The sequence below is a fragment of the Nocardia huaxiensis genome (assembly GCF_013744875.1).
GTDB classification, from domain to species: Bacteria; Actinomycetota; Actinomycetes; order Mycobacteriales; family Mycobacteriaceae; genus Nocardia; species Nocardia huaxiensis.
In genome coordinates, this window is record NZ_CP059399.1 from 167,153 (window position 1) to 191,618 (window position 24,466).

Below are 24,466 nucleotides of genomic sequence, written 5' to 3' on the forward strand. Positions count from 1 at the left end.
CGCGACCCGCACGCGCCGCGCTTCTACAGTCGGTACATGAGCGACTCCGAGAGGCACCCGCGCCCCCGCCGCGACCGGTACGACGTGGTGATCGTCGGCGGCGGCCACAACGGCCTGGTGGCGGCGGCCTATCTGGCGCGTGCGGGCCGTTCGGTGCTGCTGCTGGAACGCGAGCCGCACACCGGCGGCGCGGCGGTGTCGGAGCGGGTGTTCCCCGGCGTCCTGGCCCGCCTGTCGCGTTTCTCGTATCTGGTGAGCCTGCTGCCGGAGCTGATCGTGCGGGATCTGGGTCTGCGCTTCGAGACCCGCAAGCGCCGGATCTCCTCGTACACGCCGGTCGGTGAGCACGGCCTGCTGGTGGACAACGCCTCGGTGGCGGGCACCCGGGACAGCTTCGCCCGCGTGACCGGTTCGGAGCGGGATTTCCTTGCCTGGCAACGCTTCTACGCGATGACGGGCGAGCTGGCGCGGCGCGTGTTCCCGACCCTGACGCAGCCGCTGCCCTCGCGGGCCGAGCTGCGCCGCCGCGTGGGCGATCCGGCCGCGTGGGAGGCGGTGTTCGAGCGCCCGCTGGGTGAGGTCGTGGAGGCCACCTTCGCCGACGACACGGTGCGCGGCGTGGTCCTCACCGACGCGCTGATCGGCACGTTCGCGCAGGCGCACGATCCGTCGCTGCTGCAGAACCGCTGCTTCCTCTATCACGTGATCGGCGGCGGCACCGGCGACTGGGATGTGCCGGTGGGCGGCATGGGTGCGTTCACGGACGCGCTCGCGGCGGCGGCGCGTGCGGCCGGCGCGGAGATCGTCACGGACTGCACGGTGACCGGGCTCGAAACGGACGGCGGCACAGCGGAAGTCCGCTTCACCCTCGGTGATGCCGTCGCGGGGGCGGTCGCCGCCCGTCATGTCCTGGTGAACGCGGCCCCCTACGTACTGGCCGGGCTGTTGGGGGAGGAGGCCGCGAAACCCGAAGGCGCCCAGTTGAAGATCAATATGTTGCTGCGTCGCCTGCCGCGCCTGCGCGACGCATCGGTCGACCCGCGCACGGCATTCGCCGGAACCTTCCATATCGCCGAGTCCGCGACCCAGCTCGACAAGGCGTATCGGGAGGCGGCAGCGGGCCGGATTCCGTCCGCGCCGCCGTCGGAGATCTATTGCCACACCCTCACCGACCCGTCGATTCTGGCCCCGGAACTGATCGAGCAGGGCATGCATACGCTGACCTTGTTCGGCTTGCACACTCCGGCACGGCTTTTCGCGACCGAGCCGGAGTCGACGAAGGCTCGCCTGGTGGATGCCACACTGGCGCAACTGGATTCGGTGCTGTCCGAGCCCATCCGCGACTGCCTGGCCCTGGACGCCGACGGCAACCCCTGCCTGGAGGCCATGTCCCCGGTGGACCTGGAAACCGAGGTGCATATGCCCGGCGGCCATATCTTCCACGCGGACTTGGCTTTTCCCTTCCACACCGAGGACGGCGACCCGGCCACCCCGGCCGCGCGCTGGGGTGTCGCCACCGCGCACGCCAATGTCTTCCTCTGCGGTGCGGGCGCGGTGCGCGGCGGCGGCGTCAGCGGCGTGGGCGGCCACAATGCCGCCATGGCGGTGCTGGAAAGCTGACCTGCCGAACAGATTCCGACACACGCGCGCATGAGGCCGGATGAGGTGGCCGTCCTCGGCGACGGCGACGAAGCACCGCAGCTTTCGCGGGTCGATGTCCGCGGGTCCGGGTCAGGAAGTGCGCCGGCCGTCTCCGGCCTGCTGGCCCATGATGTCGGTGCAGCAGCGAATGAAGTACCGCACCACGGCATCCGATTCGGAGGCGTCCGGCCACACCAGCGCCACCCGGGTGGGTCCGATGCCGTGCACGGGCCGGAACACCACGCCCGGATAGGCGTTGGCGCGCACGGTGGAGGACGGGGTGAAGCTCACCCCGAAACCGTTGGCGATGGCACGCAACCACTCGTCGGTATTGCGTGCGATGGCGCCGATGATGGCGGTGTCGGCGGGCCGGGAGTCCAGGCCCATCCAATAGTCGCGCCACCACCCGGTTTCGGCGGGTGAGGCGACATACGGTTCGTTCCAGAGTTCGCGGAAGGCGATGTCGTCGCGTTCGGCGAGCGGATGGTCGGCGGGCAGTGCGATCCAGCGGGGTTCGGCGAACAGTTCCCGCAGGTGGTATTCGTCCTGGCCGGGGAACGGCAGGCGCAGCAGGGCGACGTCGACGTCGCCTTCGTCGAGACCCGCGGTGGGGTCGGTCCAACCGCCCTGGTGGATATCGACCTGCCAGTCGGGGTGCAGACGGTGGAAGACGCGGATGATCTCGGCGATGTGCTCGTCGGCGGTGTTGTGCACGCAGCCCAGCCGCAGCACGCGCGACGCGCGGCTGGCGTCGCTCTTGGTGTCGCGCAGGATGCGGTCCCAGGCGGCGAGCAGGCTCGGCACGGTGGCGGCCAGCACCTTTCCCGGTGCGGTGAGGGTCATTCCGGCCCGGGACCGGATGAAGAGCTCCACTCCCAGCTGCTGTTCCAGCTGCTTGATCTGCGTGGCGAGCGCTGGTTGCGCCACGTGTAGCCGCTGCGCTGCCAGGGGCAGGTGCTCGGTTTCCGCGACTGCCAGGAAGTAACGCAGCAGTCGCGTGTCGATATCCATCCCCCCAGGGTATGAACGGACTTGCCGATAGGCATAGCTGTGTCTCATTTCCCTCGCGCTTCGCTGCGCGTGGCGGCGTTTGTTAGCGCGCGTTCTCCATCGGAGGTGGGACGGCGTGTCCGACGCGGCTCGGCCTGTTTGCCGCACGGTTGCTGTTTGCTGATGGGGGAGTAGAACGGTATGCGGGGAACGACGGTGAAGGAGGCGGATGAGCAGGCCCGGCCCTCGGCATCTGCGCTCCCGGCCGCGGCCCGCGGGTGCGAGTGTCGCGGCGGTCGGGAAGCGGCTGACCTATACGGCCAAGCGGGCCGGTGGCGTGTTCGACGACTGGCTGGTGCGGCGGGTGGTGAATCGCGCGGGCGCGCACGAGCTGCATGATCCGCCGCCGCCGGAGGAGCCGCCGGTGTCCGCGGACCTGCTGAATCTGCTGCGGCTGCTGGGCGTGATGCTGATCGGGTCGGGTGAGACCACCGGGCGGGTGCAGGAGATCCTCGACGACACCGCGCGCCGCTACGGCGCCAATGAAGTGCAGTTCTTCGTGCTGCCCACGGGAGTGTTCGTGCGCGTGGAGGATTCGCGCGGGTCGGCGGTGGATCTGCAGGCCGCGTTCACCGATACGCTGCGGCTGGATCAGATCGCGGCGCTGTACCGCGTGCTGGACAACCTGAAGCACGAGCTGCCGTCGCCGGTGGAGGTGACCGAGCAGCTCGAGGACATCATCGCCTCGAAGCGGCCGACGGCCGTCTGGCTCATGCTGCTCGGCAATATGGTGCTGACGGTCGGTCTGGGCCTGATGCTGAATCCGACCGTGCACGCGCTGGCCGGATACGCGGTGCTCGGCCTGGTGGTGCAGTTGCTGATCCTGCTGGCGGACCGGATTCCGCTGCTGTCGCTGGCGCTGCCGGTGACCGCGGGTGCGGTGGTCACCTTGCTGGCCTTCGGTTTTCCGCACGCCCTCGGTGGCGGGCAGCCGTCGGAGCTGCTGATTCCGGCGGTGGCGAGTCTGCTGCCGGGTGCCATGCTCACCAATGGCGCGATCGAGCTGGCGACCGGGTCGATGGTGGCGGGTTCGAGTCGCACCATCGCCGGGCTGAACAAGCTGCTGCTGCTGGCTTTCGGCATCTATATCGGCCTGCAGTTCCTGGGCCCGCAGCCGCCGGATGTCGCCGATACGAGCCAATTGGGTTGGTGGGCGCCGCTGCTCGGTGTGCTGCTGATCGGTTTCGGGCATTCGTGGCGGTCCAGCGCGCCGCCGAAGTCGCTGTTCTGGCTGTTGCTGGTGTTGTACGCGACCTATGCCGCGCAGCGCTTCGGCATCCAGACCGGCGGGGCGCTGCTGGGTGCGTTCCTGGGCGGGCTGACCGCGGTGCCGACCGCATATCTGGTGCAGCGCAATCGGAATGCGCCGCCCACGCAGGTGGCGTTCCTGCCCGCGTTCTGGATGCTGGTGCCCGGCGGTATGGGGTTGACAGCGGTGTCGGAGCTGGTGACCAGCAAGGGCGGCAACGGACTTCAGGTGCTGGTGAACGTACTGCTGTCGGTGCTGGCCATCGCCCTGGGCGTGCTGGTGGGTTCGGGCCTGACCAATACCCGCAAGCCGGGCGCGGCGTCGATGGTGGATTGGCTGCTGCCGCCCGCCGATCAGCATCCGGCGGGGCAGCATGCCACCGGGCAGCGCGCCGAAGGTCAGCGCACGACAGGCAGATCCGAGCCGGGATCGACGAGCCAGAGCAACCAGTGCGGGACGAGCGAGTCGGCGAATTCGTCGTAGCCGACGGCGCTGGGGTGGTAGCCGTCGCCGGCGCGAATGTCGCGCATCCAGGTGGTGTTCTCGCGCAGGGCCTGATGGGCGCGGACGTAGGGGACGCCTGCGCTCTCGCAGCAGTCGGCGAAGCGCCGGTCGAGTTCGGCGATGCGCTTGTTGTGGTCGTCGTGGATATTCGGCGGCGGCGACACCACGAGGGTGGTCCAGCCCTTGTCACGGGTGCCGTCGAGGATGGCCGCGAGGTTCGCCACGGACTGGTCGGATTCCACTCGGGGACGGTCGTTCTCGACCATGGTGTCGTTGACGCCGGTGGAGATCACCACGCGCGCATCCACTCCGGCGGGCAGCCGGAGCGTGCATTCGGCCTCCCAGCGGTCCCGTAGTTCGGTGCTGGTCTCGCGTCGAATCCCGAGGTTGTAGTAGTTGAGCGGCTGTCCCGCCGCGATCGAGCGCTGTGCCAGCCGACCGGCCCACCCGAGACACTTCTCGTCACCCACCCCCGCGACGAACGATTCCCCCAGAAAACAAACACGCAGATCGAGCACCACGTCCTGATCCTCGCACAATGTTGTTCCCAGGGGCTCCGCCCCCGGACCCTCGGAATCGGGGGCTCCGCCCCCGGCCCCCGTTGCGGGTCTTGAATTTGCGGGGTGTACCGCGGTGAGGGACACGCCGGACGGCGGTGCGGGGGCAGGCTCGTCCCACTGCCGGGTCGCGACGGGTTACGGTAACCGCGTACCGAGAACCGACCATGGGACCGTACCCGTTCCCACGATCCGAAAGCGCCCATAGGACATGCGAGTCGACGGACGGGAGATCCCCGTCTCCGGCAGTCTGCTGCAGCCGCGGATCAGGCGGACCAGCGACATTCTGCGCGTCGTGCTGTCCGCACTCGCGGTGGCGATCGTGATCGCGGGTTCGCTGATCACCCGTCCGCAGTGGGAGAACCTGGAGAAGTCGGTGTCCGGCATCGTCGGATTCCTGACGCCGGAGCAGTCGGATCTGGTCTACATCCTCTACGGCATCGGCATTCTCGCGCTGCCGTTCGCGATTCTGGTGCGCACGGTGTGGGAGCGGCAGTGGAAGCTGCTGGGTGGCTTCCTCGCGGCCGGGTTGATCGCGGTGCTGCTCTTCTCCATCACCCCGACCGGTCTGAACGCGCCGCGCTGGCATCTCGCGGAACCGGATCAGGTCAATACCTTCCTGTCCCAGTTCCTCGACGATCCGCGCTGGATCGCCATGCTCGCGGCCATGCTGACGGTGGCCAGCCCGTGGCTGCCCGCACGCTGGCGGCGCTGGTGGTGGACGCTGCTGCTGGCCTTCGTGCCGATTCATCTGGTGGTGAGTCTGGTGGTCCCGGCCCGCGCGCTGCTCGGCCTGGTGGCGGGCTGGTGTGTGGGCGCGGTCATCGTGCTGGTGGTGGGCACGCCCGCGCTCGAGGTGCCCCTGGACGCCGCGGTGCGCGTGCTCGCCAAGCGCGGGTACCGGGTGAACGCCTTCCGTGTGGTTCGCCCCGGTGGGCGGGGACCGCTGACCCTGTCGGCGAGCACCACCCCGACCGCGCCCGCCGACCCCGAATCGGGTCTGGCCACCGCCGCTGCGGCCGATACGCCGAACGGGGTCGGCGCCAAGCGCGGCAAAGCGCAGCGGCTGGCCGCGGCAGCGCGCGAAACTGTCTCCGCGGCAGCCGGATCCGCGTCCCGTGCGGCACCTCCGCGCGCAACGCTGGTCGCGCCCGCCACGGCGGCCGATCCAGCGCCCGAGGCAGACACGCTGCAGCAGACCCCCACGCGGGCGACGTCCTCCGGTGCGCCCGCTGGTCCGCCGGTGGGGGTCGAGAACAGCGCCGCCGCAGGCGATCTCACGCCCATCACGCCGCCGGAGAACGAGCTGATCGTCGAGCTGTACGGAGCGAATCAGCGCAGTCGCGGTGCGCTGCAAGCCTTCCGGCGCTGGCTGACGATTCGCAGCGGTGAATATCCGGCGCTGTTCGCATCGATGCGCCGGGCGGTGGAGCATCGGGCGCTCATGGGCATCGCCATCAGCGATCTGGGGTTGGGCAGCAACAAGCCGCTCACCGTCGCCGCGCTGAATCGTGGCTGGATGCTGTACGCACACACGGTGCCGCAGGGCGAACCGCTCACGGCGGCGGCCGGCACGAAGGGACTGGAGCAGGTGTGGCGGGCGCTGCACACCATGCATCAGGCGCAGATCTCGCATGGTGAGCTGCGGGCCGAGGAGGTCCGGCTGGTGGACGGCGAGGCGCGCTTCGGCGGCTTCATCCAGTCCGAGTTCGGCGCCTACGACACGCGTTTCGAGTCCGACAACGCACAGTTGCTACTGTCCACCGCCGCCCTGTACGGCACGGAGACGGCGGTGCGGACGGCCATCGACGTGCTGGGCGAGCAGTCGGTGCTGGCCGCGTCGCGGCGCTTGACGAAGACGGCCATCCCCGCTGCCGTGCGCAATTCGGTGCCGGACGCCGGTGAGCTGATGAAGTCCACGCGGGCGGAAGTGGCCTCACAGACCGGGCAGGACAAGATCGAGGCCGCGCAGATCACCCGGTTCTCCCGGAATCAGATCATCCAGCTGGCGCTGCTGATCGGCCTGGTGTACGTGGCCTATCCCTACATCAGCGCGGTCCCGACCTTCTTCTCCGAATTGCGCAGCGCCAATTGGGCTTTCGCAGCGCTCGGGCTGGCGGTGTCGGCGCTGACCTACGTGGGCGCGGCGATGGCGCTGTGGGCGTGCGCCTCCGAGTCGGTGAACTTCCGCAATCTGCTGCTCATGCAGGTCGCCAATACCTTCGCGGCGACCACCACCCCGGCGGGTGTGGGTGGTCTGGCGCTGAGTGTGCGGTTCCTGCAGAAGTCCGGGCTGGGCGCGGTGCGGGCCACGGCGGCGGTGGCGCTGCAGCAGACGGTGCAGGTGATCACGCATCTGGTGCTGCTGCTGTTCTTCAGTGTGGCGGCGGGTGTTTCGACCGACCTGTCGCATTTCGTACCGAATGCCACCGTGCTGTATCTGGTCGCGGGTGTGCTCGTGGGCCTGCTGGGCGTCACCACATTCGTGCCCAAGGTGCGCAAGTGGCTGCTCAACGAGGTGCGCCCGCAACTGGCGGATGTGCTGGGCCAATTGAAGGATCTGGGCCGCAGTCCGGGCCGGCTGGCCATGATCGTCGGCGGCTGTGCCACCACCACGCTGGGTATGGCGCTGGCGCTGTGGGCCAGTATCGAAGCCTTCGGCGGCAGCACGACTTTCGTGACCGTCACCATTGTCACCATGATCGGCGGCACGCTGGCCTCGGCCGCGCCGACGCCGGGCGGTGTGGGTGCGGTGGAGGCCGCGCTGATCGGTGGCCTGGCGGCCTTCGGTGTGGCCGCGAGCATCGCGGTGCCCGCGGTGCTGCTCTATCGGGTGCTCACCTGCTGGCTGCCGGTGTTCTGCGGCTGGCCGATCATGCGCTGGCTGACCCGCAAGGACATGATCTAGACGGTCAGCCGTTCGAAGACCTGCTCGGCGGCCAGGCTTCCGCCCGTGGCCAATTCGAGGTTGGCCAGCGACGCCTCGTGCACCGGGGGCGCGAAGGTGGCCACGCAGTCGGAGATCACGTGCACGTGGAAGCCGAGATCGGTGCCGTGTCGCGCGGTCTGCTCGACGGTGAGATTGGTGGCGACCCCGGTGATCAGCAGGGTGTCGATGCCGTGCCCGGTCAGCCACTCCGGCAGTGCGCTACCCGCCAGCCCGGACAGCTTCTGATTGTCGAAGACGACACCGGCGCGCGCCTGCTCGGCCAGCTCCGGAATGATCTGCGCGCCGGGCGATTCGGGCCGGAACGCGGCCTGCGCCTCGCCGACCGAGTGCATGAATCCGGTATTGCGGACCAGTTCGCCCTCCCCCTCCGGGATGGTGAACCGGGTGAACACCAGCGGCACCCCGGCCGCCAGCGCCTGTTCGTGAAATGTGAAAGCCCGCCCCACCACGCCGCTCGCGGCGACGGGTGCGGCGAGCAGCCCCCCGAAGAATCCTTCGGGCTTGATGACATTGACCTGCCAATGCAGGGCGAGCACCGCGGTGCGCTCCAGGCTCATTGGCCCATCCTGCGCCCGAATCCACTGTGTACGGTCACTTTTCGTGAATCCGCCCGGCCGGTCGGCGCGTCTGCGCCATGACACGGCACACCGGGGACTCGCCTGCGAATCCCCGGCTACCGCCCGGCTCAGGAGGCCGCGAATTCCTTGCGCAGGTCGACCTTCAGCACCTTGCCGCTGGCATTGCGCGGCAGTTCGGTGACGATGATCAGGTCCTTGGGGTGCTTGTAGCGGGCCAGGCTGTCGTTGAGGTACGGCTCGAGTTCGGCGAGAGTCAGTTCCTCACCGGGCAGCAGCGCCACCACGGCGACCGGGACCTCACCCCACTTCTCGTGGGCGCGGCCGATCACCGCGGCCTCGTGAATCTTGGGGTGGGAGAACAGGACGTTCTCCACCTCGGCGCAGTAGATGTTCTCACCGCCGGAGATGATCATGTCCTTCTTGCGGTCCACCACCCAGACGAAGCCGTCCGCGTCCTGCTTGACCAGGTCGCCGGAGTGGAACCAGCCGCCCGCGAAGGCTTCCGCGGTGGCCTCGGGCTTGTTCCAGTAGCCGGACATGAGCGTCGGCCCGCGGTAGACGATCTCGCCGATCTCGCCGGGCGCGACGTCGTTCATCTCGTCGTCGACGACCCGCGCCTGGATGGTCGGGACGGGCTTGCCCACCGACCCGAGCTTGGACAGCGCGTCCTTGCCTTCGAGCACGCAGGTGATGGGCGACATCTCGGTCTGCCCGAAGACGGCCACATTGAACGCCTCCGGGAAACATTCGGCCATCGCGCGCAGCACGCTGTCCGAGGCCGGCGCCGCGCCCCAGCACAGCGACCGCAGCGCCAGCTTGCGGGACTTGATGGACGGGTCCTCGCAGATCATCTGCCACTGCGCGGGGACGCAGAACGCGGTGGTGGCCTGCTCGGCCTCGACGGCGTCGAGCCATTCGGTGGCGTTGAACGCGCCCAGCGGATGCAGGATGGTGGTGCCGCCGAGCAGGAAATACGGTGTGAGGCTGCCCAATCCGGCGATGTGGAACAGCGGCGAGGTGCAGAAGCCGATGGAGTCGGGGGTGATCTCCATGGCGCGGATGCAGGTGAGGCCCTGGGCGTTCATGTTCGCGTGCGAGAGCACCGCGCCCTTGGGGCTGCCGGTGGTGCCCGAGGTGTACATGATCAGGCAGGGCGTGTCCTCCGGAATGTCCAGCGGCGCATGCGGTTCGCCCGCTTCGGCGAGGAGGTCGTCGTAGCCGATGACGCCCTCGCCGGTCTGCCCGTTGATCACGACCACGGTCTCGACCGTCGGGACCTGCGCGGCCACGCCGACGGCCAGCGGCTGTAGCAGCGAGTCGGTGACGATGGCCTTCGCGCCGGAGTCTCCCAGGATGTAGCCGACCTCGGGCGGGGTGAGCCGGAAGTTCACCGGGACCGCGATGGCGCCCAGGGCATTGGTGCCCATGACGGCCTCGATGTACTCGGTGTAGTTCAGCGCGAGGATGGCGACGCGGTCACCGAACCCGACCCCTCGACGGGCGAGCGCGTCGGCGAATTTCTCCGACCGCTCGTGCAGCTGCTTCCACGTGGTGTCCACGCCCTTGAACCGGAAGGCCACCTGGGCGGGGCGCATGGCCGCGTGGGTCGCGATCTGGTTGACCCAGTGATTGCGTCGCGACCGGATCGGTTCGTCGAGCGGCTGGAAGCTCATGCGGTGTCCTCTCTCGCTGTCGAGCGTGAGAATAGCAACTAACTTTTTGGCGTGACAAGGGTTACAGAGAAGGTTCTGTCGAAATTTTCTCACTCGTTCATTCAGCAGCTCAGAGCCATCATATTGACCTTGACCAAGGCGCAGCCGCCGTCCGGTTATCCACAGATCACCGACCTCGGGGCCTTAGAGTGTGCAAACTGCGGCTTACATGAGGGTTGAACCCCCATATGCAACTATGCGAGTATCGAGCCGTTCGCGAGAGGCAAGAAAGGGGCAGCCGGATGGCGCTGCGTACCAGGTTCACCGAGACCTTCGGGGTCGAGCATCCGATCGTTCAGGGCGGCATGATGTGGGTCGGTCGCGCGGAGCTCGCCGCGGCCGTGTCCGAGGCCGGCGGTCTGGGCATCATCACCGCCCTCACCCAGCCCACCCCCGACGATCTGCGTCGCGAGATCGACCGCGCGCGGGAAATCACCGACAAGCCGATCGGCGTGAACGTGACGATCCTGCCGTCGATCAACCCGCCGCCGTACCAGGACTACGTGAAGGCGATCATCGAGTCCGGCGTGAAGATCGTCGAGACCGCGGGCAGCAACCCCGAGCCGTTCCTCCCGTACTACAAGGAGGCCGGAATCAAGGTGCTGCACAAGTGCACCAGCGTCCGGCACGCGCTCAAGGCGCAGAAGATCGGCGTGGACGGCGTGTCCATCGACGGCTTCGAATGCGCCGGCCACCCCGGTGAGGACGACGTGCCGGGCCTGATCCTGATCCCCGCGGCCGCCAAGGCCCTCGACATTCCGGTCATCGCCTCCGGCGGCATCGCCGATGCGCGCGGTCTGGTCGCGGCGCTGGCGCTGGGCGCGGACGGTGTGAACATGGGCACCCGCTTCATGATCACCCAGGAATCCGCGGTGCACGAGAACGTGAAGAACGCGGTGGTCGAGCGCACCGAGCGGGACACCCAGCTCATCTTCCGCACGCTGCACAACACCGCGCGCGTGGCCGCCAACGAGATCAGCGCCAAGGTGGTCGAGATCGAGAAGGCCGGCGGCACTTTCGAGGACGTGAAGGATCTGGTCGCGGGCGCTCGCGGGCGCCGGGTCTTCGAAGAGGGCGATCTGAACGCGGGCATCTGGACCGCGGGCCAGGTGCAGGGCCTCATCGACGACGTCCCGACCTGTGCCGAGCTCATCGACCGCATGGTGTCCGAGGCCGAGGAACTGATCAAGTCGCGTCTGGCCGGAATGCTGGCCTGAGCCGTCGAATTCCGGTAGTCCGGATGGGAAGCGCCCCAATGCCCTTGGCATCGGGGCGCTTTCGTCGTATTGGTCCGGAAACGTAAGGCCACTTGCCATTTCCACCCGGAAGCACCGCCGAATCCGTCATGCTTTCACTACCGACGACGTGGCGGAGGTGGCCGAAATGGCAATCACTCGAATCTATCTCGACGACGCGGCGCTGCGGCGGACCATGGCGATCTCCGGAGTTCACGATGAACAGGACGCGGTGAATCTCGCATTACGATTCTTCACCGCGCACGCGACTCGCTCCGACTACGAGGTGCCGCTGACTTCGCTGCCCTCGCAGCGCTAGCGAACCGGCTGCACGAAAGCTCTTCTGGCCACGGCGAATTCTTGGCAGAATCGCCGGAGGTACCTCGACGACCCGGCAACGCTGGACACGGGAGGGCATTCCTGTGCGGCACGCTTCGACAGCAGCAAACGATCCCACCCCCGTCCCCCGGGTGTCGATCGTCGGTGCCGCCTGCCGCGAAACCGCCTCGACCAGCTTCGACAGCACCTGGTTCGGCCTGACCGACCGCCGGCTCGCAGCCCTGGATTCGCGCCAGCGCACCACCCTGGAGCTGGCGGTCGAGGCCCTCGACGATTCCGGCCTCGGCCATCTGGCCCGCGGCACGAACGCGGCCGTGGTGTTCGGCGCGGCGGGCAGTGGATCGGCGAATACCGCCCGGTACGTCTCGCATGCTCTCGACCTGCACGGCCCCAGCCTGGCGGTGGACAGCGGCCACACCTCACCGCTGACGGCCGTGGACACGGCGGTCCGGCTGCTGGCCGACGAATCGATCCCCTTCGTCCTCACCGGCGGCGCGGATCTCGCACTGCTACCCGACATTTCAGGCATCGAGTGGTCCGGAGCCGATCACACCTGCACGGTCATGGTCCTCCAGCGCACCGCCGACCTGCCCCGCACCGGCACCCGCGCCCACGCCGAGATCACCGGCTACAGCACCGGACTCGGCGGAGCCGATCCCGCCGCCACCCGAATACCGCTGCGCGCAACGGATACCCGCGACATCGAGATCGGCAGCGACGAAACACCGAGCGACACCAACATGACGTCCCCCGCCCCAGCGCAGCACAACCGTGTCGCCTGCAGTATCACCATGCCTCGCCAGGCCGATTCCCTGCTCGGCCGGGATCGTCACGGCACCGAGCGGTCCGCCCTCGGCGCCACGGCATTCCGCGACCGCACCCGATACGACACCGGCGACGATCCACCGATCCTCATCCCGCTGAGCGGCCAGGACGCACGCTCCGTACAGGAACTCGCGACCCGATGGGCAGCGCGGCTCGGCGACTACCGCACGGTACGAGAGTTCGCGACAGCCGTCGCCCGGCTGGTCCCCGGACCGGCGCGCGCCGCCCTGCTGGTGCGCGATCGAGCCGATGCCGCAACGCAATTGCGCACACTGACCATGCGGGAAGTGAAACTGCCAATGCAGGCGGCACCACCACCCCTGCGGGAAGCAACACCACCCACCCGGCAAGCGGCACCTCCCGCGCCGGAAGCGACACAACCGGCGCAGGAAACGACTATGCCCGCGCGAGGAACGACACCGCCCGCGCGGGAAGCGATTGTGCCTGCCCAGGCCGGGGCGCTGACCCCATGGGAACCGACACTGCCGACAGGGGCGGCGATACGGCCCGGCGGGGGAGTCGCGACGGCGGACGGCCCGGGCGGGGTGCTGTTCCTGTTCTCCGGTGGGGGTGGGCATTCGCGCATGGGGCGGTCGCTCGCCGCGCGGTATCCGGTCTTCGCGGAGGCGGTGACCGCCGCGGCCGATGCGATCGCGGAGGCGGGCGGGCCGCGGGTGTGGACGCCCCGGCACGGCTTCGGAACTCTCGACGGCGGAGCGTATTTCGGTCAGCCCGCGCACTTCGCCTTCCAGGTCGCGCTGGCGGAACTGCTGGCGTCGTGGGGTGTACACCCGGATGCGGTGAGCGGGCACGGCGCCGGTGAGGTCGCGGCCGCCGTGGTGAGCGGTGCGCTGACGCTGGCCGACGGCGCACGCGTGATCGTGGCACGTGGCCGCCTGCTGGCCAAGATCGGGGAGCCCTGTGCGGCAGCGGTTCTGGAAGCGACCCCCGCCGAGGCCGTGCGCCTGGTCGAACCCATGCGCGCGGAGGTGGGAATCGCGGCGATCGACGGCCCCCGCTCGATCACGGTGGCGGGCGACCCCCGCTACATCGACGCCCTGGTGCGACGAGCCCACCGCCGAGCCATCTTCGCCCAGCGCGCCGACAGCGATACCGCCACGGGAAGTGCGGCCACAGCACCGCACATTCCCCGGGCACGTGACCTCGCATCCGAACTGACCGCTGAGCTACAGGACATTTCGCCGAGAGTTCCCGACTGCACCGTGTACTCCACCACCGTACGGGGGTACGCGGTCGCACCCCATGCGGCCGGGGCTGATGCCGGCGTGCCGGGAGGGAACAGGCTGTCGCCGGACGCCCGCAACGGCACGCCCGGCGGCGCGTCCTCGTCCGTAACCGACACTGTGCCAGGCGCTTCCGGCTACAGCGGGCAGCAGCGCGTCCCTGCCCCCGCGTTCACGACTACCGACCTCTCCGGGGCCACGTCCCGCGGCCTGCCGGGGACCACGTCCTTCGAGCCTGCGGCCGCAGTTGTCGCCGGGTCCACCGCCGCACAGGGGGCCGCGGCGACCGTGGACGCGGCCTTCGCTGCCGCGTACTGGGGTCGGAATGCGGCCGGGCCGGTGGAGTTGGGGGCCGCGCTGGAACTGGCTGCGGGGGACGGGGTCTCGACGGTGCTCGAGATCTCGCCGCAGCCCGTGCTCACGCGAATCACACGGCAGCACAGCAGGTTTCACGAGTCGACGTATCCGGTGAGCTCGCGCGGCGATGAGGCCGCGACCTTCCTGCGCGCCGTGGCGCGATTGTTCCTGGAGGGCCGGTGGATCGACTGGGCGGCGCTGGGGCCGTTCACCGCCGCACCGCCGCAACGGCATTGGCGGCGAGAACTTCCGGCGCCGCGGTTTCCGAAGGTGCCCATTCGCGCCGACGGGACCTATGTGGTGGCCGGGGGGCTGGGAGCGCGTGGGGCGGTCGCCGTGCGCTGGCTCATCGATGCCGGGGCACAGGATGTGGTGGTGCTGACCCGCGCGCCGCGACCGCTGCCGCCGCCGCTGGACGGGATGGAAGATCGGATCGTGCTGGTGCGGTGCGATGCCTCGGACCGCACCGATCTGGCCGGGGTGCTGCAGGACATTCGCGAGTGCGGGTCCGAGATCAGCGGAGTCGTGTATGCCGGGCGGGGGCCGGAGTCGGTGACGGCCGCCAATCTGGTGGAGTTGACGGTGGGGGATCCGATCGAGTTCGTGGTGTTCCATACCGAATCCGGCGTGTCGCAACCATAGGGTCGCGTTGATCATGATGATTGCGGGATGGCCGATCCCAAGGTGGCAGTGAAGTGGAAGGACCAGCCGGACGAGCACGACTATCCGGCGGCGGCGGACTACCTGGAATTGCTGGCGAATGCCGATGTGGTCGACACCGTGGTCGAGGAGCTGCGCAAAGCGCCCGTCACCAAGAAGAAGGCGAAGGACCTGCTGCGGGCCTCCCAGCTCGATCTGGCCACACCGGACAATCCCTATGTGCGACGGGATCTGGAGAAGATTCTGGCGGGCAAGGCGCTGTCGCCGATCCTGGTGGTGCGCGGTGACTTCCGCAAGGGCGTGCCATTGACCATCGCGGATGGTTATCACCGGGTGTGCGCGATTCACTTCGCGGACGAGAATATTCAGATTCCGGTGAAAATCGCCGCGCTGCCGTGAGTTTCGATACCCTCGCGCTGATCGTCGCGCTCGGGCTGGCGGGCCCGCTGCTGGCGTGGCGGCCGTCCTGGCACGTGCCGGTGATCCTGGGTGAGCTGCTGGCCGGAATTCTGTTCGGCAGCACCGGATTCGGGATGATGGATCCGGAGGATCCGACCTTCACCTTCCTGGCGGACATCGGGTTCGCGGTGGTCATGTTCGTGGCGGGAACCCATGTGCCGGTGCGTGATGCGTCCATTCGCGCGGCGCTCGGGATGGGCGTGCTGCGGGCGGCGCTGGTGGGCGTGCTGGCCACCGTCGCGGGGGTGGCGATCGCGGCGGCCTTCGACATCGGGCATGCCGCGCTGTACGCGGTACTCATCGCCTCCTCCTCGGCGGCGCTGGTGCTGCCGATCATCGACGCGCAGAGTCTGAGCGGAAAACCGGTGCTGCAGTTGACCGCTCAGGTCGCCGTCGCCGATACCGCGTGTGTGGTGGCGCTGCCGCTGGTGATCGATCCGGGCCATGGCGCGCGGGCGGCGGTGGGCGCGGTGGCGGTCATCGCCGCGGCGGTGGGGCTGTTCTTCGTGCTGCGGTATCTGGAGGAGTCCGGGTTGCGCCGCCGCCTGCACAAGGTGTCGGAGGAACGCAATTTCGCGCTGGAGCTGCGCGTGAGTCTGGCCCTGCTGTTCGCGCTGGTCGCGCTGGCCACCACCACGCATGTGTCGATCATGCTGGCGGGCTTCGCCTTCGGACTGGCCGTGGCGGCGGTGGGGGAGCCGCGCCGGGTGGCCAAGCAGCTGTTCGCCATCAGCGACGGGTTCCTCGCGCCGCTGTACTTCGTCTGGCTGGGCGCACGCCTGAACCTGCGCGAGTTCGGCGACCATCCCCGCCTGATCCTGCTCGGCCTCGCGCTGGGCGCGGCGGCGGTGCTGGCGCACGCACTCATGCGCGGCACCGGTCAGCCGATTCCCTACGGCGTCCTGGCTGCCGCGCAGATCGGCGTGCCGGTCGCGGCGGTCACGGTGGGCACGCAGCTGCACGTGCTGGAGCCGGGCGAGCCCGCGGCGCTCATGCTGGGCGCGCTGGTCACGATCGCGGCGACGGCCTGGGCCACGATGCGCGCCGCACGCCGGGCGGCGCATTCCGCTGGAACCTCGTAAACCGCTGCCCCGGCGCCGATTTCAGGCGTCGTCGCGCCCGAGCAGCCGATCCGTTTCGCGCCGTTCGCGTTTGGTGGGCCGCCCCGAGCCGCGATCACGCCGCGGCATGGCGGCAACCAGTTGCGGGTCGGGCGGCGGCGGGCTCTTGTCGATCATGCACTGGGCGGCAACGGGTGCGCCGACCCGTTTGGTGATCAGCAGCTCCACGATGACGATGCGCTCCAAACCATTGACGCGCATACGGATCTCGTCACCCGGCTTGAGATTGTGCGCGGGTTTCACCGGCACCCCATTGACCCGGACGTGCCCGGCCCGGCAGGCCGCGGCGGCCGCCGATCGGGTCTTGAAAAGCCGAACGGCCCACACCCACGAGTCGACGCGGGCCTGGGCCGGTTGGCTGGAAACAGGAAAGTTGGTGGAGGCGGAAGCCACGCGTCACTATACGACGCGGCGAGCGGTGACCACCATGTCGGGGCGCAGCGGGGTGTAGGAGACGGGGGTGCCGGACTGCACGGCGTTCAGCAGCTGGTTGTCGCCGGCGTAGATGCCGACGTGGCCGCCGCCGTTGGTGATGACGATGTCGCCGGGCTGCAGATCCTGGTACGCGACCGGGGCGCCGACGTGCGACTGCTCGAAGCTGGTGCGCGGCAGATCGACTCCGGCCTGCTTGTAGGCCCACTGGACGAGGCCGGAGCAGTCGAAGGAGTAGGGGCCGGAGGCGCCCCACGAGTACTGCGCGCCGAGCTTGGTCTCGGCGGCGTTCAGCGCGATGTTCGCCGGGGAGGAAGGCTTCTGGTCGAAGGGGTTCGCCAGGCTCGGGAGCTGCCACTGGCCGCCCTCGGGGGCCGGGTTGGCGCCGACCTGGAAACCGTTCTGGGTGACGCCCTTGACGGCCTCGTTGAACTGGTCGACCTGCGGAGCGAATTGGTCGGGCACGTCGAACTTTCCGATGCCCGGGATGTCGACGGTCGCGGCCGTGGCCGTGACTGCCGGGAACGCGCCTGTCGTCGTGGCGGCCATCGCGCCCATGACGATGGCACCCTTCACGGAATTCGGGAGCCGAGATTCCTTTTGCAAGCTGTGCTTACCCACCGCGCCTGATCTCCATCTTCCTGTGTCCTGCCGCCGACCGGGTTAGCTGACGGGTTCGGGCCAGGAAGTAGGCCCTACCCCAACGGCCTGGTGGCCGAAGGAGATTCACCCCGAAGAAACTGGGTCCCCGGTACGGGACGAGTTGCTTGCTCGTTCCGATTAGGCGGTAACGTCGCGGGCCGCCTCTCCGATGAAGCGACAGACTCCGCTAAGTCACGAGAAGATTACGGCTACGCGGCTATGTTGTCCACCCCACACGCCCGGTGTGTTGCGGTGTGGCACAAACTCCCCGGCAGAATGCCGAATTCCGGTCCGGCACGCCGGATCACGAGACGGTATACCTGATCGACTCCGGCGTTATGAAACGACACCTTCCCAGGGGCTCTGCCCCCGGACCCCCGGAATCGGGGGCGCTGTGTTTTTCCCAGGGGCTCCGCCCCCGGACCCCCGGTATCGGGGGCGCTGCCCCCGGCCCCCGTTACGGGGTTTGACGTACCCCCTGTGCTCGGATTACCTCCCGGCGACAGTCCGTTCCAGTTCCTCGATGCGCCGGCGTGCGTCGGCGAGCTCGACCTCGAGTTTCCCCAGCGCCATCACCAGCGGACCGACCGCGAGGTCGGCCACCAACTGCGGATCGTCGTAGCCGCGCTCGATGGCGACGAGAATATTGCTCCGGATCCGGCCGGCCACGATGGCCTCCTCCGGCACGTTCCAGGATTCGACCACCTCCGCGACGGTGGGCACCACTGCTTCCTCCGACATGACCCTCCTCCGCTCGTTCGCGAATCCCGACATAAGGGTAGAGAACCCAAGGGACACAACAGACATGTATGCCCGTTGATTGCTGTCGATAACCCTGTCTAGGACCTTCGATAGATGCCCTGATAATCCCGGATTCTCCGGCTACGGTTGGCGGGCATGGACCCCGTGAGGAATCCGTACGCCCCCGGTGCGGGCCAGCGCCCGCCCGAACTCGCGGGCCGCGACAAACAGCTCGACGCCTTCGACATCGTGCTGGAGCGCATCGCGCGCGGCCGACCGGAGCGCAGTGTCATGCTCACCGGCCTGCGCGGCGTCGGAAAAACCGTGCTGCTCAACCAGCTTCGCTCGGCGGCCCGGTCGGCCGGGTGGGGCACCGGCAAGTTGGAGGCGCGCCCGGATCAGGAGCTGCGCCGCCCACTCGCCTCGGCGCTGCACATGGCGGTCCGCTCATTGGCTGTGGCACACCGCAATCCGGAGCAGGTGGACGATTTCCTCGGAATTCTCAAGGCTTTCGCGCTGCGCGCCACCGCGGACAAGGGCATGCGGGAACGCTGGAATCCGGGCATCGACGTGCCTGCGGTGACCGGCCGCGCCGATTCCGGCGATATCGAGATCGATCTCGTGGAGCTGCTCATGGAGGCCGCGCAGGTGGCCCGCGGCGGCGGGGTCGGCATCGCGATATTCATCGATGAGATGCAGGATTTGGGCGCGGCGGATATTTCGGCCATCTGCGGGGCCTGCCACGAACTGAGCCAGGACGCCGCCCCGCTCATCGTGGTGGGCGCGGGCCTGCCGCACCTGCCCGCGGTGCTGTCGGCCTCCAAGAGCTACTCCGAGCGCCTGTTCTCCTACCACCGCATCGACCGGCTCGATCGCGGTTCGGCGGATCAGGCCCTCATCGCGCCCGCGGACCGGGAGAACGTGAAGTACAGCGAGGAGGCCCTGCAGGCGCTGTACGTGAAGGCCGACGGCTACCCGTATTTCGTGCAGGCGTACGGCAAGGCGACCTGGGACATGGCGGCGCAGAGCCCCATCACCGCCGAGGATGTCGAGCTGGCCGCGCCGGTCGCGGAGGAGGAGCTGGCGGTCGGCTTCTTCGGTTCCCGCTACGAGCGCGCCACCCCGGCCGAGCGAGAGTACATGCGCGCCATGGCCGATCTGTCCGGTGACGACGGTCCGGTGGCGACCTCGGCGGTGGCCAGCGAGCTGGGCCGCAAACCGGCGTCGCTGTCCCCGGCGCGCGACGGGTTGATCAAGAAGGGCCTGATCTACTCCGCCGAACGCGGGACGATCGGTTTCACCGTCCCGCATTTCGGGCGCTACCTGCGCAGCGTCAGCTAGGAGCGCTTGAACCAGCCGCGAATTCCCTTGCCGCCCGGCTTCTTTCCGCCCGTGGGCGCGCCCTGGCCGGGCAGGCTGAGCCGGATGGCCTCGGAGAAGTCGCGCGGGGTGGCGTACCGCTGTGCCGGGTCCTCGGCCTGCGCCTTGGCGATGACCGGGGCGTAGCCGCTGAGCGGATCACCCGAGGGCGCACCGGGCGGCGGAGGCGGTGGCGCGACATCGGGCCGGGGTGCGGGCGGCGGCGGGGTGCGGCCGGAGAGCAGAGCGTGGAAGATCGCGCCGAGCGAGTACACGTCCGAGCGCGCGCTGAGCGGCGCACCGGCCAGCACCTCCGGTGCGGTGTAGCCGGAATTCTCGGTGGCCCAGTGGGTTTCGATTCCGTCGACGGCTCCGCCGAGCAGTCCGATATCGGTGACCCGCACCTGCTCGGTCGGCCCGGACCCGGTGACGAGGATGTGCGCCGGCGTCAGATTCCCGTGCAGCACCCCGATTTCGTGCAGATGGTGCAGTGCGGTGGCGGCCTCGCTGACGATGCGCGCCGCGCGTTCGACGCGCATGCCGTGCCCGGACCCCGCGAGCACGCTCGCCACATCGGCCCCGTCGACGAGCCGCGTTTCCAGCCACAGCGATCCGGCGTCGTATCCGGCGTCGATCACGGTGACGATATTCGGGTGCGACAGTTCGCGAATCCGGTCGGCGGCCTGTTCGAAATACTTCCGATACTCGGGGTCGGCGCTGTATTTCTCGTCGAGCACCGCGAGGGCGACGGGCTCGGACGTGCGGGGGTGCGCAGCCTTGTACACGGTGCTCAGCCCGCCCGCAGCCAGCCGATCCAAGATCGCATACCCCGCGAATGTGTCTCCGGGCAACAGTGTCATGAGCCCATTCTGTCGCACGCTCCGGCACCAAGATCATTGGCTATCAATGTTTTTCGATCTTGACCAGCATCTACCGATGGGTAACAAACACTCCTACACTCGGATGTGATTCTCATCACCTCCGAGGAGGAGACCATGGCGACCACAGCGAAAGTCGACGCCACCGAAGAGCAGGCCCGGGCGCTCGTCGAAGAATCCCGCGAAACCACCTGGGCCAAACCATCCTTCGCGAAGGAGATGTTCCTCGGCCGCTTCCGGCTGGATCTCATCCATCCGTTCCCCCGGCCCGGCGCCGAGGACGCGGCCAGGACCGAGGCGTACCTGACCAAGCTGCGGGCGTTCTGCGAGACCATCGACGGCCAGCGCATCGAGGCCGAGGGCCGGATCCCCGACGAATACGTCAAGGGGCTGGCCGATCTCGGCTGCTTCGGCCTGAAGATCCCGCCCGAATACGGTGGCGTCGGCCTGTCCCAGGTCGGGTACAACCGGGCCCTCATGCTGGTCGGCTCCGCGCACGCCAGCCTCGGCGTGCTGCTCTCGGCGCACCAGTCCATCGGCGTGCCCGAACCGCTCAAACTGGCCGGCACCGCCGAGCAGAAGCGAGAGTTCCTGCCGCGCTGCGCGAAAGGCGCGGTGAGCGCGTTCCTGCTCACCGAACCCGACGTCGGATCGGACCCGGCGCGCATGGCCTCCACCGCCACGCCGACACCCGACGGCGAAGCCTACGAACTCAATGGCGTGAAGCTGTGGACAACGAATGGCGTTGTGGCGGAACTGCTTGTCGTCATGGCGCGCATTCCCAAGAGCGAGGGCCATCGCGGCGGCATCTCCGCGTTCATCGTCGAGGCCGACAGCCCGGGCATCACCGTGGAACGCCGCAATTCGTTCATGGGCCTGCGCGGCATCGAGAACGGTGTCACCCGCATGCACAATGTGCGCGTGCCCAAGCGCAATCTGGTGGGCCGCGAAGGGGACGGCCTGAAGATCGCGCTCACCACGTTGAACGCCGGCCGCCTGGCGATTCCGGCGATGTGCACGGCCGCCGCGAAGTGGTCGCTGAAGATCGGCCGCGAGTGGAGCGCCACCCGCGTGCAGTGGGGCCGTCCGGTCGGCGAGCACGCCGCCGTCGGCGCGAAGCTGTCGTTCATCGCCTCCACGACCTTCGCGCTCGAGTCGGTGCTGGATCTGTCCGCCACCATGTGCGACGAGAACCGCAACGACATCCGCATCGAGGCCGCACTGGCCAAACTGTGGGCATCCGAGATGGCCTGCGCGATCGCCGACGAACTGGTGCAGGTGCGCGGCGGCCGCGGCTACGAGACCGCGGCCTCCCTGGCCGCCCGCGGCGAAAGAGCCGTCGGGGCCGAGCAAATGGTGCGGGATCTGCGCATCAACCGCATCTTCGAGGGTTCCAGCGAGATCATGCGGCTGCTCATCGCCCGCGAGATGGCCGACGCGCACATGTCGGCGGCCGGCGCGCTGGTGGATCGCAATGCCGAACTCAAGGACAAGGCCAAGGCGGCGGTCGGCGCCAGCGGTTTCTACGCCAAGTGGTTCCCGCAGTTGACGGTCGGCGCGGGCACGGCCCCCGTCACCTACGGCGAATTCGGGCCGCTGGCACGGCATATGCGTTACGTGGAGCGCATGTCGCGCAAGCAGGCGCGCGCGCTCATGTACGGCATGGCGCGCTGGCAGGCGAAGCTGGAGTACAAGCAGGGCTTCCTGGGCCGCATCGTGGATATCGGCGCGGAACTGTTCGCCATGGCCGCGACATGCGTTCGCGCGCAGGCGCTGCGCGTGGAGGGCGGGCCGAACGGCATTGCCGCCGAGGAACTGGCCGAGGTGTTCTGCCGGCAGTCGCGCCTGCGGGTGGAGCAGTTGTTCGACGGCCTGTGGGCCAACACCGACGAGTACGACACGCAGCTGACCCGCGGCCTGCTCGACGGCCGCTACAAGTTCCTGGAGGAGGGCGCCCTCGATCCGAGCGAGGGCACCGGGCCGTGGATCTCGGATTGGCAGTTCGGACCGTCGACCGAGGAGAACCTGCTGCGTCCGTTCCTGCCGTCGACGCGCTCGGATGTGACGACCTAGCGCGGCGGCCGGACCGATAACCGACTCTGCCCCTGTCTAGCCCACGCGCTAGACAGGGGCAGATTTACGTCGCGGACCTCGTTGTCAGCGCTATCTATCTATTTCTAGGGTAATTGCTAGATTTATCTAGAAATACCAACCCGGCAGCATTGTCATAAATATCCAGCGGCATCTAGTCGGCTCGCGGGACTTCCCGAGATCCAGCTGACGATCCGCACATGCCTGACCGGCGGCAGTTACGCAACTTGTGCATAACGCCAGGTGTGAGCAGTTAACGCGCGGGCTAATTCCATCGACAACCGGGCAAGAGCGGACTCTCCAGGAGGACGTCATGTCCACGCCTCTGCGCCGACCGAACGACCACGACGAGCCACACCGCACCGTCCTCGCGGACGACGGCGTCCCCATCGCGGTGCGCGAATTCGGTTCTGCCGACGCCCCTCTCACCGTCGTATTCGCGCACGGCCACTGCCTGCGCACCGAATCCTGGGAACTGCTGCGCGGACACCTCGTCGGCTACTGGGGCGACGACCTCCACCTGGTCTTCTACGACCATCGCGGACACGGGGATTCGGGCGCGGGCGACCCGGCCACCTACACCATCGACCACCTGGCCCAGGATCTGGACGCGGTGCTGCGGGCCGTCGCACCCACCGGACCCGTTGTGCTGATCGGGCATTCGATGGGCGCCATGACGATCCTGGCCTACGCCCGGCTGTTCCCGGAGACCATCGGCTGCCGCATCATCGGCGTGGGCCTGCTTGCCGGCGCCGCCAGCAGCGTCACCCGAGTCGGACTGGGCCGCTTCCTCAGCGCGCCCGCGGTGACCTCGCTGCAACTGGCGGTACGCCGCGCACCCCGCGCCATGGCGGCCTCGAAGCGGCTGAGCCACCGCATCTTCGAGCCGCTCATGCGGGAGGTCGAACAGGGCACCCGCAAGGTGAGCCCGCGCCTGGCGGCGGTGGCAACCACCCTGCTCAACGACACCTCGCTACTGACCATGGCCATGTTCCTGGACTCGCTCATCCGCTTCGACGAGATGGCGACGCTGCACCGGCTGGGCGCGATCCCGGCCCTGGTGCTGCACGGTTCCGGCGACATCGTGATCCCGTTCGCGCATTCGGTGGTGCTGGCCTCCCAGCTCGACGACGCCGAACTGGTCCGGCTCGACGGGGCCGGGCACAGCGTCATCGCCGAGCGCGCCGAAGAGGTGGCCGCGGCCGTCGTCACCCTCGTCGACCGGGCGCTCGCGCGGCTGCACGGGCGGGATCCCGACTGCGGTCCGGAGTACGCCATCGCCGGCTAGAAGTGCGTCGGAAGCGGGTCACAAGACTCGCGAGTAACCTGAAGACAGATCCATCTACCTGCGAATTTCCCTTCCGGACGAGACGTATCCAGCTTGATCACGTACTGTGTTGTAGATCACGATGTGTGGTCTGTCACACGGCTCGAGGAGGTTTCGATGACACGCAGCGATATTGCGGAACTCCGCTACGCGGTCGGCCAGCTCCGGCAGTGCGTCAGCGCTCTGCGTTCGCACTACGGCGAGGCGAATATGGTCCGCCGGTTGGAGAACGACCTCGAAAGGCTCGTCATCGACGCCGACGAGTTCGAGCAGACGCCGCCGCCGGAAGCACCAGGCAAGCAGCAGCAGACCATCTACGTCCCGGACTCCAAGTCCGACGAGGCCGCCTGGATGGGCGCCCAGGACGAGGGCTTGGGCTTCCACAGCAAGCCCCGCACCAAGTAAGAAAGCTTCCTCCGGAAAGACATTCGTCATCCCGGCATGTTTTTGGCCGGGATCCACACCTGCGGCTGATCGGTCGCCTGTGTGGATCCCGGCCAAAAACGCGCCGGGAT

At 68.5% G+C, this 24,466-nt stretch carries 20 protein-coding genes and 1 riboswitch; of the genes, 12 read left to right on the forward strand and 8 right to left on the reverse strand.

Going from position 1 to position 24,466, the window contains the following annotated elements:
* Window positions 1-36 precede the first annotated feature (36 nt).
* A complete protein-coding gene (locus H0264_RS00770) occupies window positions 37-1,620 on the forward strand; it encodes a phytoene desaturase family protein (RefSeq protein WP_181582173.1) in 1,584 nt (527 codons plus the stop codon).
* Window positions 1,621-1,731: 111 nt separating this feature from the next.
* Here H0264_RS00770 and H0264_RS00775 read toward each other — a convergent pair whose 3' ends face one another.
* Window positions 1,732-2,652: a LysR family transcriptional regulator gene (locus H0264_RS00775; RefSeq protein WP_181582174.1), complete on the reverse strand. Its 921-nt coding sequence runs from the start codon at window positions 2,650-2,652 to the stop codon at window positions 1,732-1,734.
* Window positions 2,653-2,860: 208 nt separating this feature from the next.
* Here H0264_RS00775 and H0264_RS00780 point away from each other — a divergent pair, with 208 nt between their 5' ends.
* Entirely contained in the window at window positions 2,861-4,423 is a 1,563-nt protein-coding gene (locus H0264_RS00780; RefSeq protein WP_181582175.1) for a threonine/serine exporter family protein, read from the forward strand.
* Here the strand turns inward: H0264_RS00780 and H0264_RS00785 are convergent.
* Window positions 4,339-4,965, reverse strand: coding sequence for a GDSL-type esterase/lipase family protein (locus H0264_RS00785; RefSeq protein ID WP_181582176.1), 627 nt, complete (start codon window positions 4,963-4,965; stop codon window positions 4,339-4,341). The genes H0264_RS00780 and H0264_RS00785 overlap by 85 nt on opposite strands.
* A 247-nt stretch (window positions 4,966-5,212) precedes the next feature.
* On the opposite strand from H0264_RS00785, the gene H0264_RS00795 reads away from it, so the two are divergent.
* Window positions 5,213-7,909: a lysylphosphatidylglycerol synthase transmembrane domain-containing protein gene (locus H0264_RS00795; protein ID WP_244976078.1), complete on the forward strand. Its 2,697-nt coding sequence runs from the start codon at window positions 5,213-5,215 to the stop codon at window positions 7,907-7,909.
* On the opposite strand, the gene H0264_RS00800 is transcribed toward H0264_RS00795, so the two are convergent.
* Entirely contained in the window at window positions 7,906-8,508 is a 603-nt protein-coding gene (locus tag H0264_RS00800) for a cysteine hydrolase family protein (protein WP_181582177.1), read from the reverse strand. The two genes, H0264_RS00795 and H0264_RS00800, sit on opposite strands and share 4 nt — an antisense overlap.
* A 128-nt stretch (window positions 8,509-8,636) precedes the next feature.
* Complete coding sequence (fadD5, locus tag H0264_RS00805; protein ID WP_181582178.1) at window positions 8,637-10,202, reverse strand: fatty-acid--CoA ligase FadD5; 1,566 nt, start codon at window positions 10,200-10,202, stop codon at window positions 8,637-8,639.
* Between the two features lie 281 nt (window positions 10,203-10,483).
* Between fadD5 and H0264_RS00810 the strand changes: the two genes are divergently transcribed.
* From H0264_RS00810 to H0264_RS00830, 5 genes are all read left to right on the forward strand, one after another.
* Complete coding sequence (locus H0264_RS00810; RefSeq protein ID WP_181582179.1) at window positions 10,484-11,458, forward strand: NAD(P)H-dependent flavin oxidoreductase; 975 nt, start codon at window positions 10,484-10,486, stop codon at window positions 11,456-11,458.
* 166 nt (window positions 11,459-11,624) lie between these two features.
* On the forward strand, window positions 11,625-11,795 hold the full coding sequence (locus tag H0264_RS00815; protein ID WP_181582180.1) for a type II toxin-antitoxin system VapB family antitoxin: 171 nt from the start codon (window positions 11,625-11,627) through the stop codon (window positions 11,793-11,795).
* 151 nt (window positions 11,796-11,946) lie between these two features.
* Window positions 11,947-14,883 carry an acyltransferase domain-containing protein gene (locus H0264_RS00820; protein ID WP_181582181.1) on the forward strand — a complete coding sequence of 979 codons (2,937 nt, stop codon included), beginning with the start codon at window positions 11,947-11,949 and terminating at the stop codon, window positions 14,881-14,883.
* A 27-nt stretch (window positions 14,884-14,910) separates the two neighbouring features.
* Window positions 14,911-15,300 carry a hypothetical protein gene (locus tag H0264_RS00825; RefSeq protein WP_181582182.1) on the forward strand — a complete coding sequence of 130 codons (390 nt, stop codon included), beginning with the start codon at window positions 14,911-14,913 and terminating at the stop codon, window positions 15,298-15,300.
* Entirely contained in the window at window positions 15,297-16,442 is a 1,146-nt protein-coding gene (locus H0264_RS00830) for a cation:proton antiporter (RefSeq protein ID WP_181582183.1), read from the forward strand. Before H0264_RS00825 ends, H0264_RS00830 begins: the two co-directional genes overlap by 4 nt.
* Window positions 16,443-16,463: 21 nt before the next feature.
* Here the strand turns inward: H0264_RS00830 and H0264_RS00835 are convergent, their stop codons facing one another.
* The 3 genes from H0264_RS00835 to H0264_RS00845 form a co-directional block, all read right to left on the reverse strand.
* Window positions 16,464-16,874 carry an RNA-binding S4 domain-containing protein gene (locus tag H0264_RS00835; RefSeq protein ID WP_181582184.1) on the reverse strand — a complete coding sequence of 137 codons (411 nt, stop codon included), beginning with the start codon at window positions 16,872-16,874 and terminating at the stop codon, window positions 16,464-16,466.
* A 6-nt stretch (window positions 16,875-16,880) separates the two neighbouring features.
* Window positions 16,881-17,471 (reverse strand): C40 family peptidase, encoded by a 591-nt coding sequence (locus H0264_RS00840; RefSeq protein ID WP_181585194.1) that lies wholly within the window; start codon window positions 17,469-17,471, stop codon window positions 16,881-16,883.
* Between the two features lie 78 nt (window positions 17,472-17,549).
* Window positions 17,550-17,710: riboswitch (cyclic di-AMP (ydaO/yuaA leader) on the reverse strand.
* Window positions 17,711-18,044: 334 nt separating this feature from the next.
* A complete protein-coding gene (locus H0264_RS00845; RefSeq protein WP_181582185.1) occupies window positions 18,045-18,296 on the reverse strand; it encodes a hypothetical protein in 252 nt (83 codons plus the stop codon).
* Between the two features lie 156 nt (window positions 18,297-18,452).
* Here H0264_RS00845 and H0264_RS00850 point away from each other — a divergent pair, with 156 nt between their 5' ends.
* Window positions 18,453-19,637: an AAA family ATPase gene (locus tag H0264_RS00850; protein ID WP_181582186.1), complete on the forward strand. Its 1,185-nt coding sequence runs from the start codon at window positions 18,453-18,455 to the stop codon at window positions 19,635-19,637.
* On the opposite strand, the gene H0264_RS00855 is transcribed toward H0264_RS00850, so the two are convergent.
* Window positions 19,634-20,515, reverse strand: coding sequence for a serine/threonine-protein kinase (locus H0264_RS00855; RefSeq protein ID WP_181582187.1), 882 nt, complete (start codon window positions 20,513-20,515; stop codon window positions 19,634-19,636). The two genes, H0264_RS00850 and H0264_RS00855, sit on opposite strands and share 4 nt — an antisense overlap.
* Window positions 20,516-20,650: 135 nt before the next feature.
* Here H0264_RS00855 and H0264_RS00860 point away from each other — a divergent pair, with 135 nt between their 5' ends.
* From H0264_RS00860 to H0264_RS00870, 3 genes are all read left to right on the forward strand, one after another.
* Complete coding sequence (locus H0264_RS00860; protein WP_181582188.1) at window positions 20,651-22,606, forward strand: acyl-CoA dehydrogenase family protein; 1,956 nt, start codon at window positions 20,651-20,653, stop codon at window positions 22,604-22,606.
* A 331-nt stretch (window positions 22,607-22,937) separates the two neighbouring features.
* A complete protein-coding gene (locus H0264_RS00865; RefSeq protein WP_181582189.1) occupies window positions 22,938-23,912 on the forward strand; it encodes an alpha/beta fold hydrolase in 975 nt (324 codons plus the stop codon).
* Window positions 23,913-24,068: 156 nt separating this feature from the next.
* Window positions 24,069-24,356: a hypothetical protein gene (locus tag H0264_RS00870; protein ID WP_181582190.1), complete on the forward strand. Its 288-nt coding sequence runs from the start codon at window positions 24,069-24,071 to the stop codon at window positions 24,354-24,356.
* The last annotated feature ends 110 nt before the right edge of the window (window positions 24,357-24,466 follow it).

Coding starts and splice junctions, on each gene's coding strand:
- H0264_RS00770 (WP_181582173.1), top strand. CDS start 37: ATGAGCGACTCCGAGAGGCACCCGCGCCCCCGCCGCGACCGGTACGAC.
- H0264_RS00775 (WP_181582174.1), bottom strand. CDS start 2,652: ATGGATATCGACACGCGACTGCTGCGTTACTTCCTGGCAGTCGCGGAA.
- H0264_RS00780 (WP_181582175.1), top strand. CDS start 2,861: ATGAGCAGGCCCGGCCCTCGGCATCTGCGCTCCCGGCCGCGGCCCGCG.
- H0264_RS00795 (WP_244976078.1), top strand. CDS start 5,213: ATGCGAGTCGACGGACGGGAGATCCCCGTCTCCGGCAGTCTGCTGCAG.
- H0264_RS00800 (WP_181582177.1), bottom strand. CDS start 8,508: ATGAGCCTGGAGCGCACCGCGGTGCTCGCCCTGCATTGGCAGGTCAAT.
- fadD5 (WP_181582178.1), bottom strand. CDS start 10,202: ATGAGCTTCCAGCCGCTCGACGAACCGATCCGGTCGCGACGCAATCAC.
- H0264_RS00810 (WP_181582179.1), top strand. CDS start 10,484: ATGGCGCTGCGTACCAGGTTCACCGAGACCTTCGGGGTCGAGCATCCG.
- H0264_RS00815 (WP_181582180.1), top strand. CDS start 11,625: ATGGCAATCACTCGAATCTATCTCGACGACGCGGCGCTGCGGCGGACC.
- H0264_RS00825 (WP_181582182.1), top strand. CDS start 14,911: ATGGCCGATCCCAAGGTGGCAGTGAAGTGGAAGGACCAGCCGGACGAG.
- H0264_RS00840 (WP_181585194.1), bottom strand. CDS start 17,471: ATGGGCGCGATGGCCGCCACGACGACAGGCGCGTTCCCGGCAGTCACG.
- H0264_RS00845 (WP_181582185.1), bottom strand. CDS start 18,296: ATGTCGGAGGAAGCAGTGGTGCCCACCGTCGCGGAGGTGGTCGAATCC.
- H0264_RS00850 (WP_181582186.1), top strand. CDS start 18,453: ATGGACCCCGTGAGGAATCCGTACGCCCCCGGTGCGGGCCAGCGCCCG.
- H0264_RS00855 (WP_181582187.1), bottom strand. CDS start 20,515: ATGACACTGTTGCCCGGAGACACATTCGCGGGGTATGCGATCTTGGAT.
- H0264_RS00860 (WP_181582188.1), top strand. CDS start 20,651: ATGGCGACCACAGCGAAAGTCGACGCCACCGAAGAGCAGGCCCGGGCG.
- H0264_RS00865 (WP_181582189.1), top strand. CDS start 22,938: ATGTCCACGCCTCTGCGCCGACCGAACGACCACGACGAGCCACACCGC.
- H0264_RS00870 (WP_181582190.1), top strand. CDS start 24,069: ATGACACGCAGCGATATTGCGGAACTCCGCTACGCGGTCGGCCAGCTC.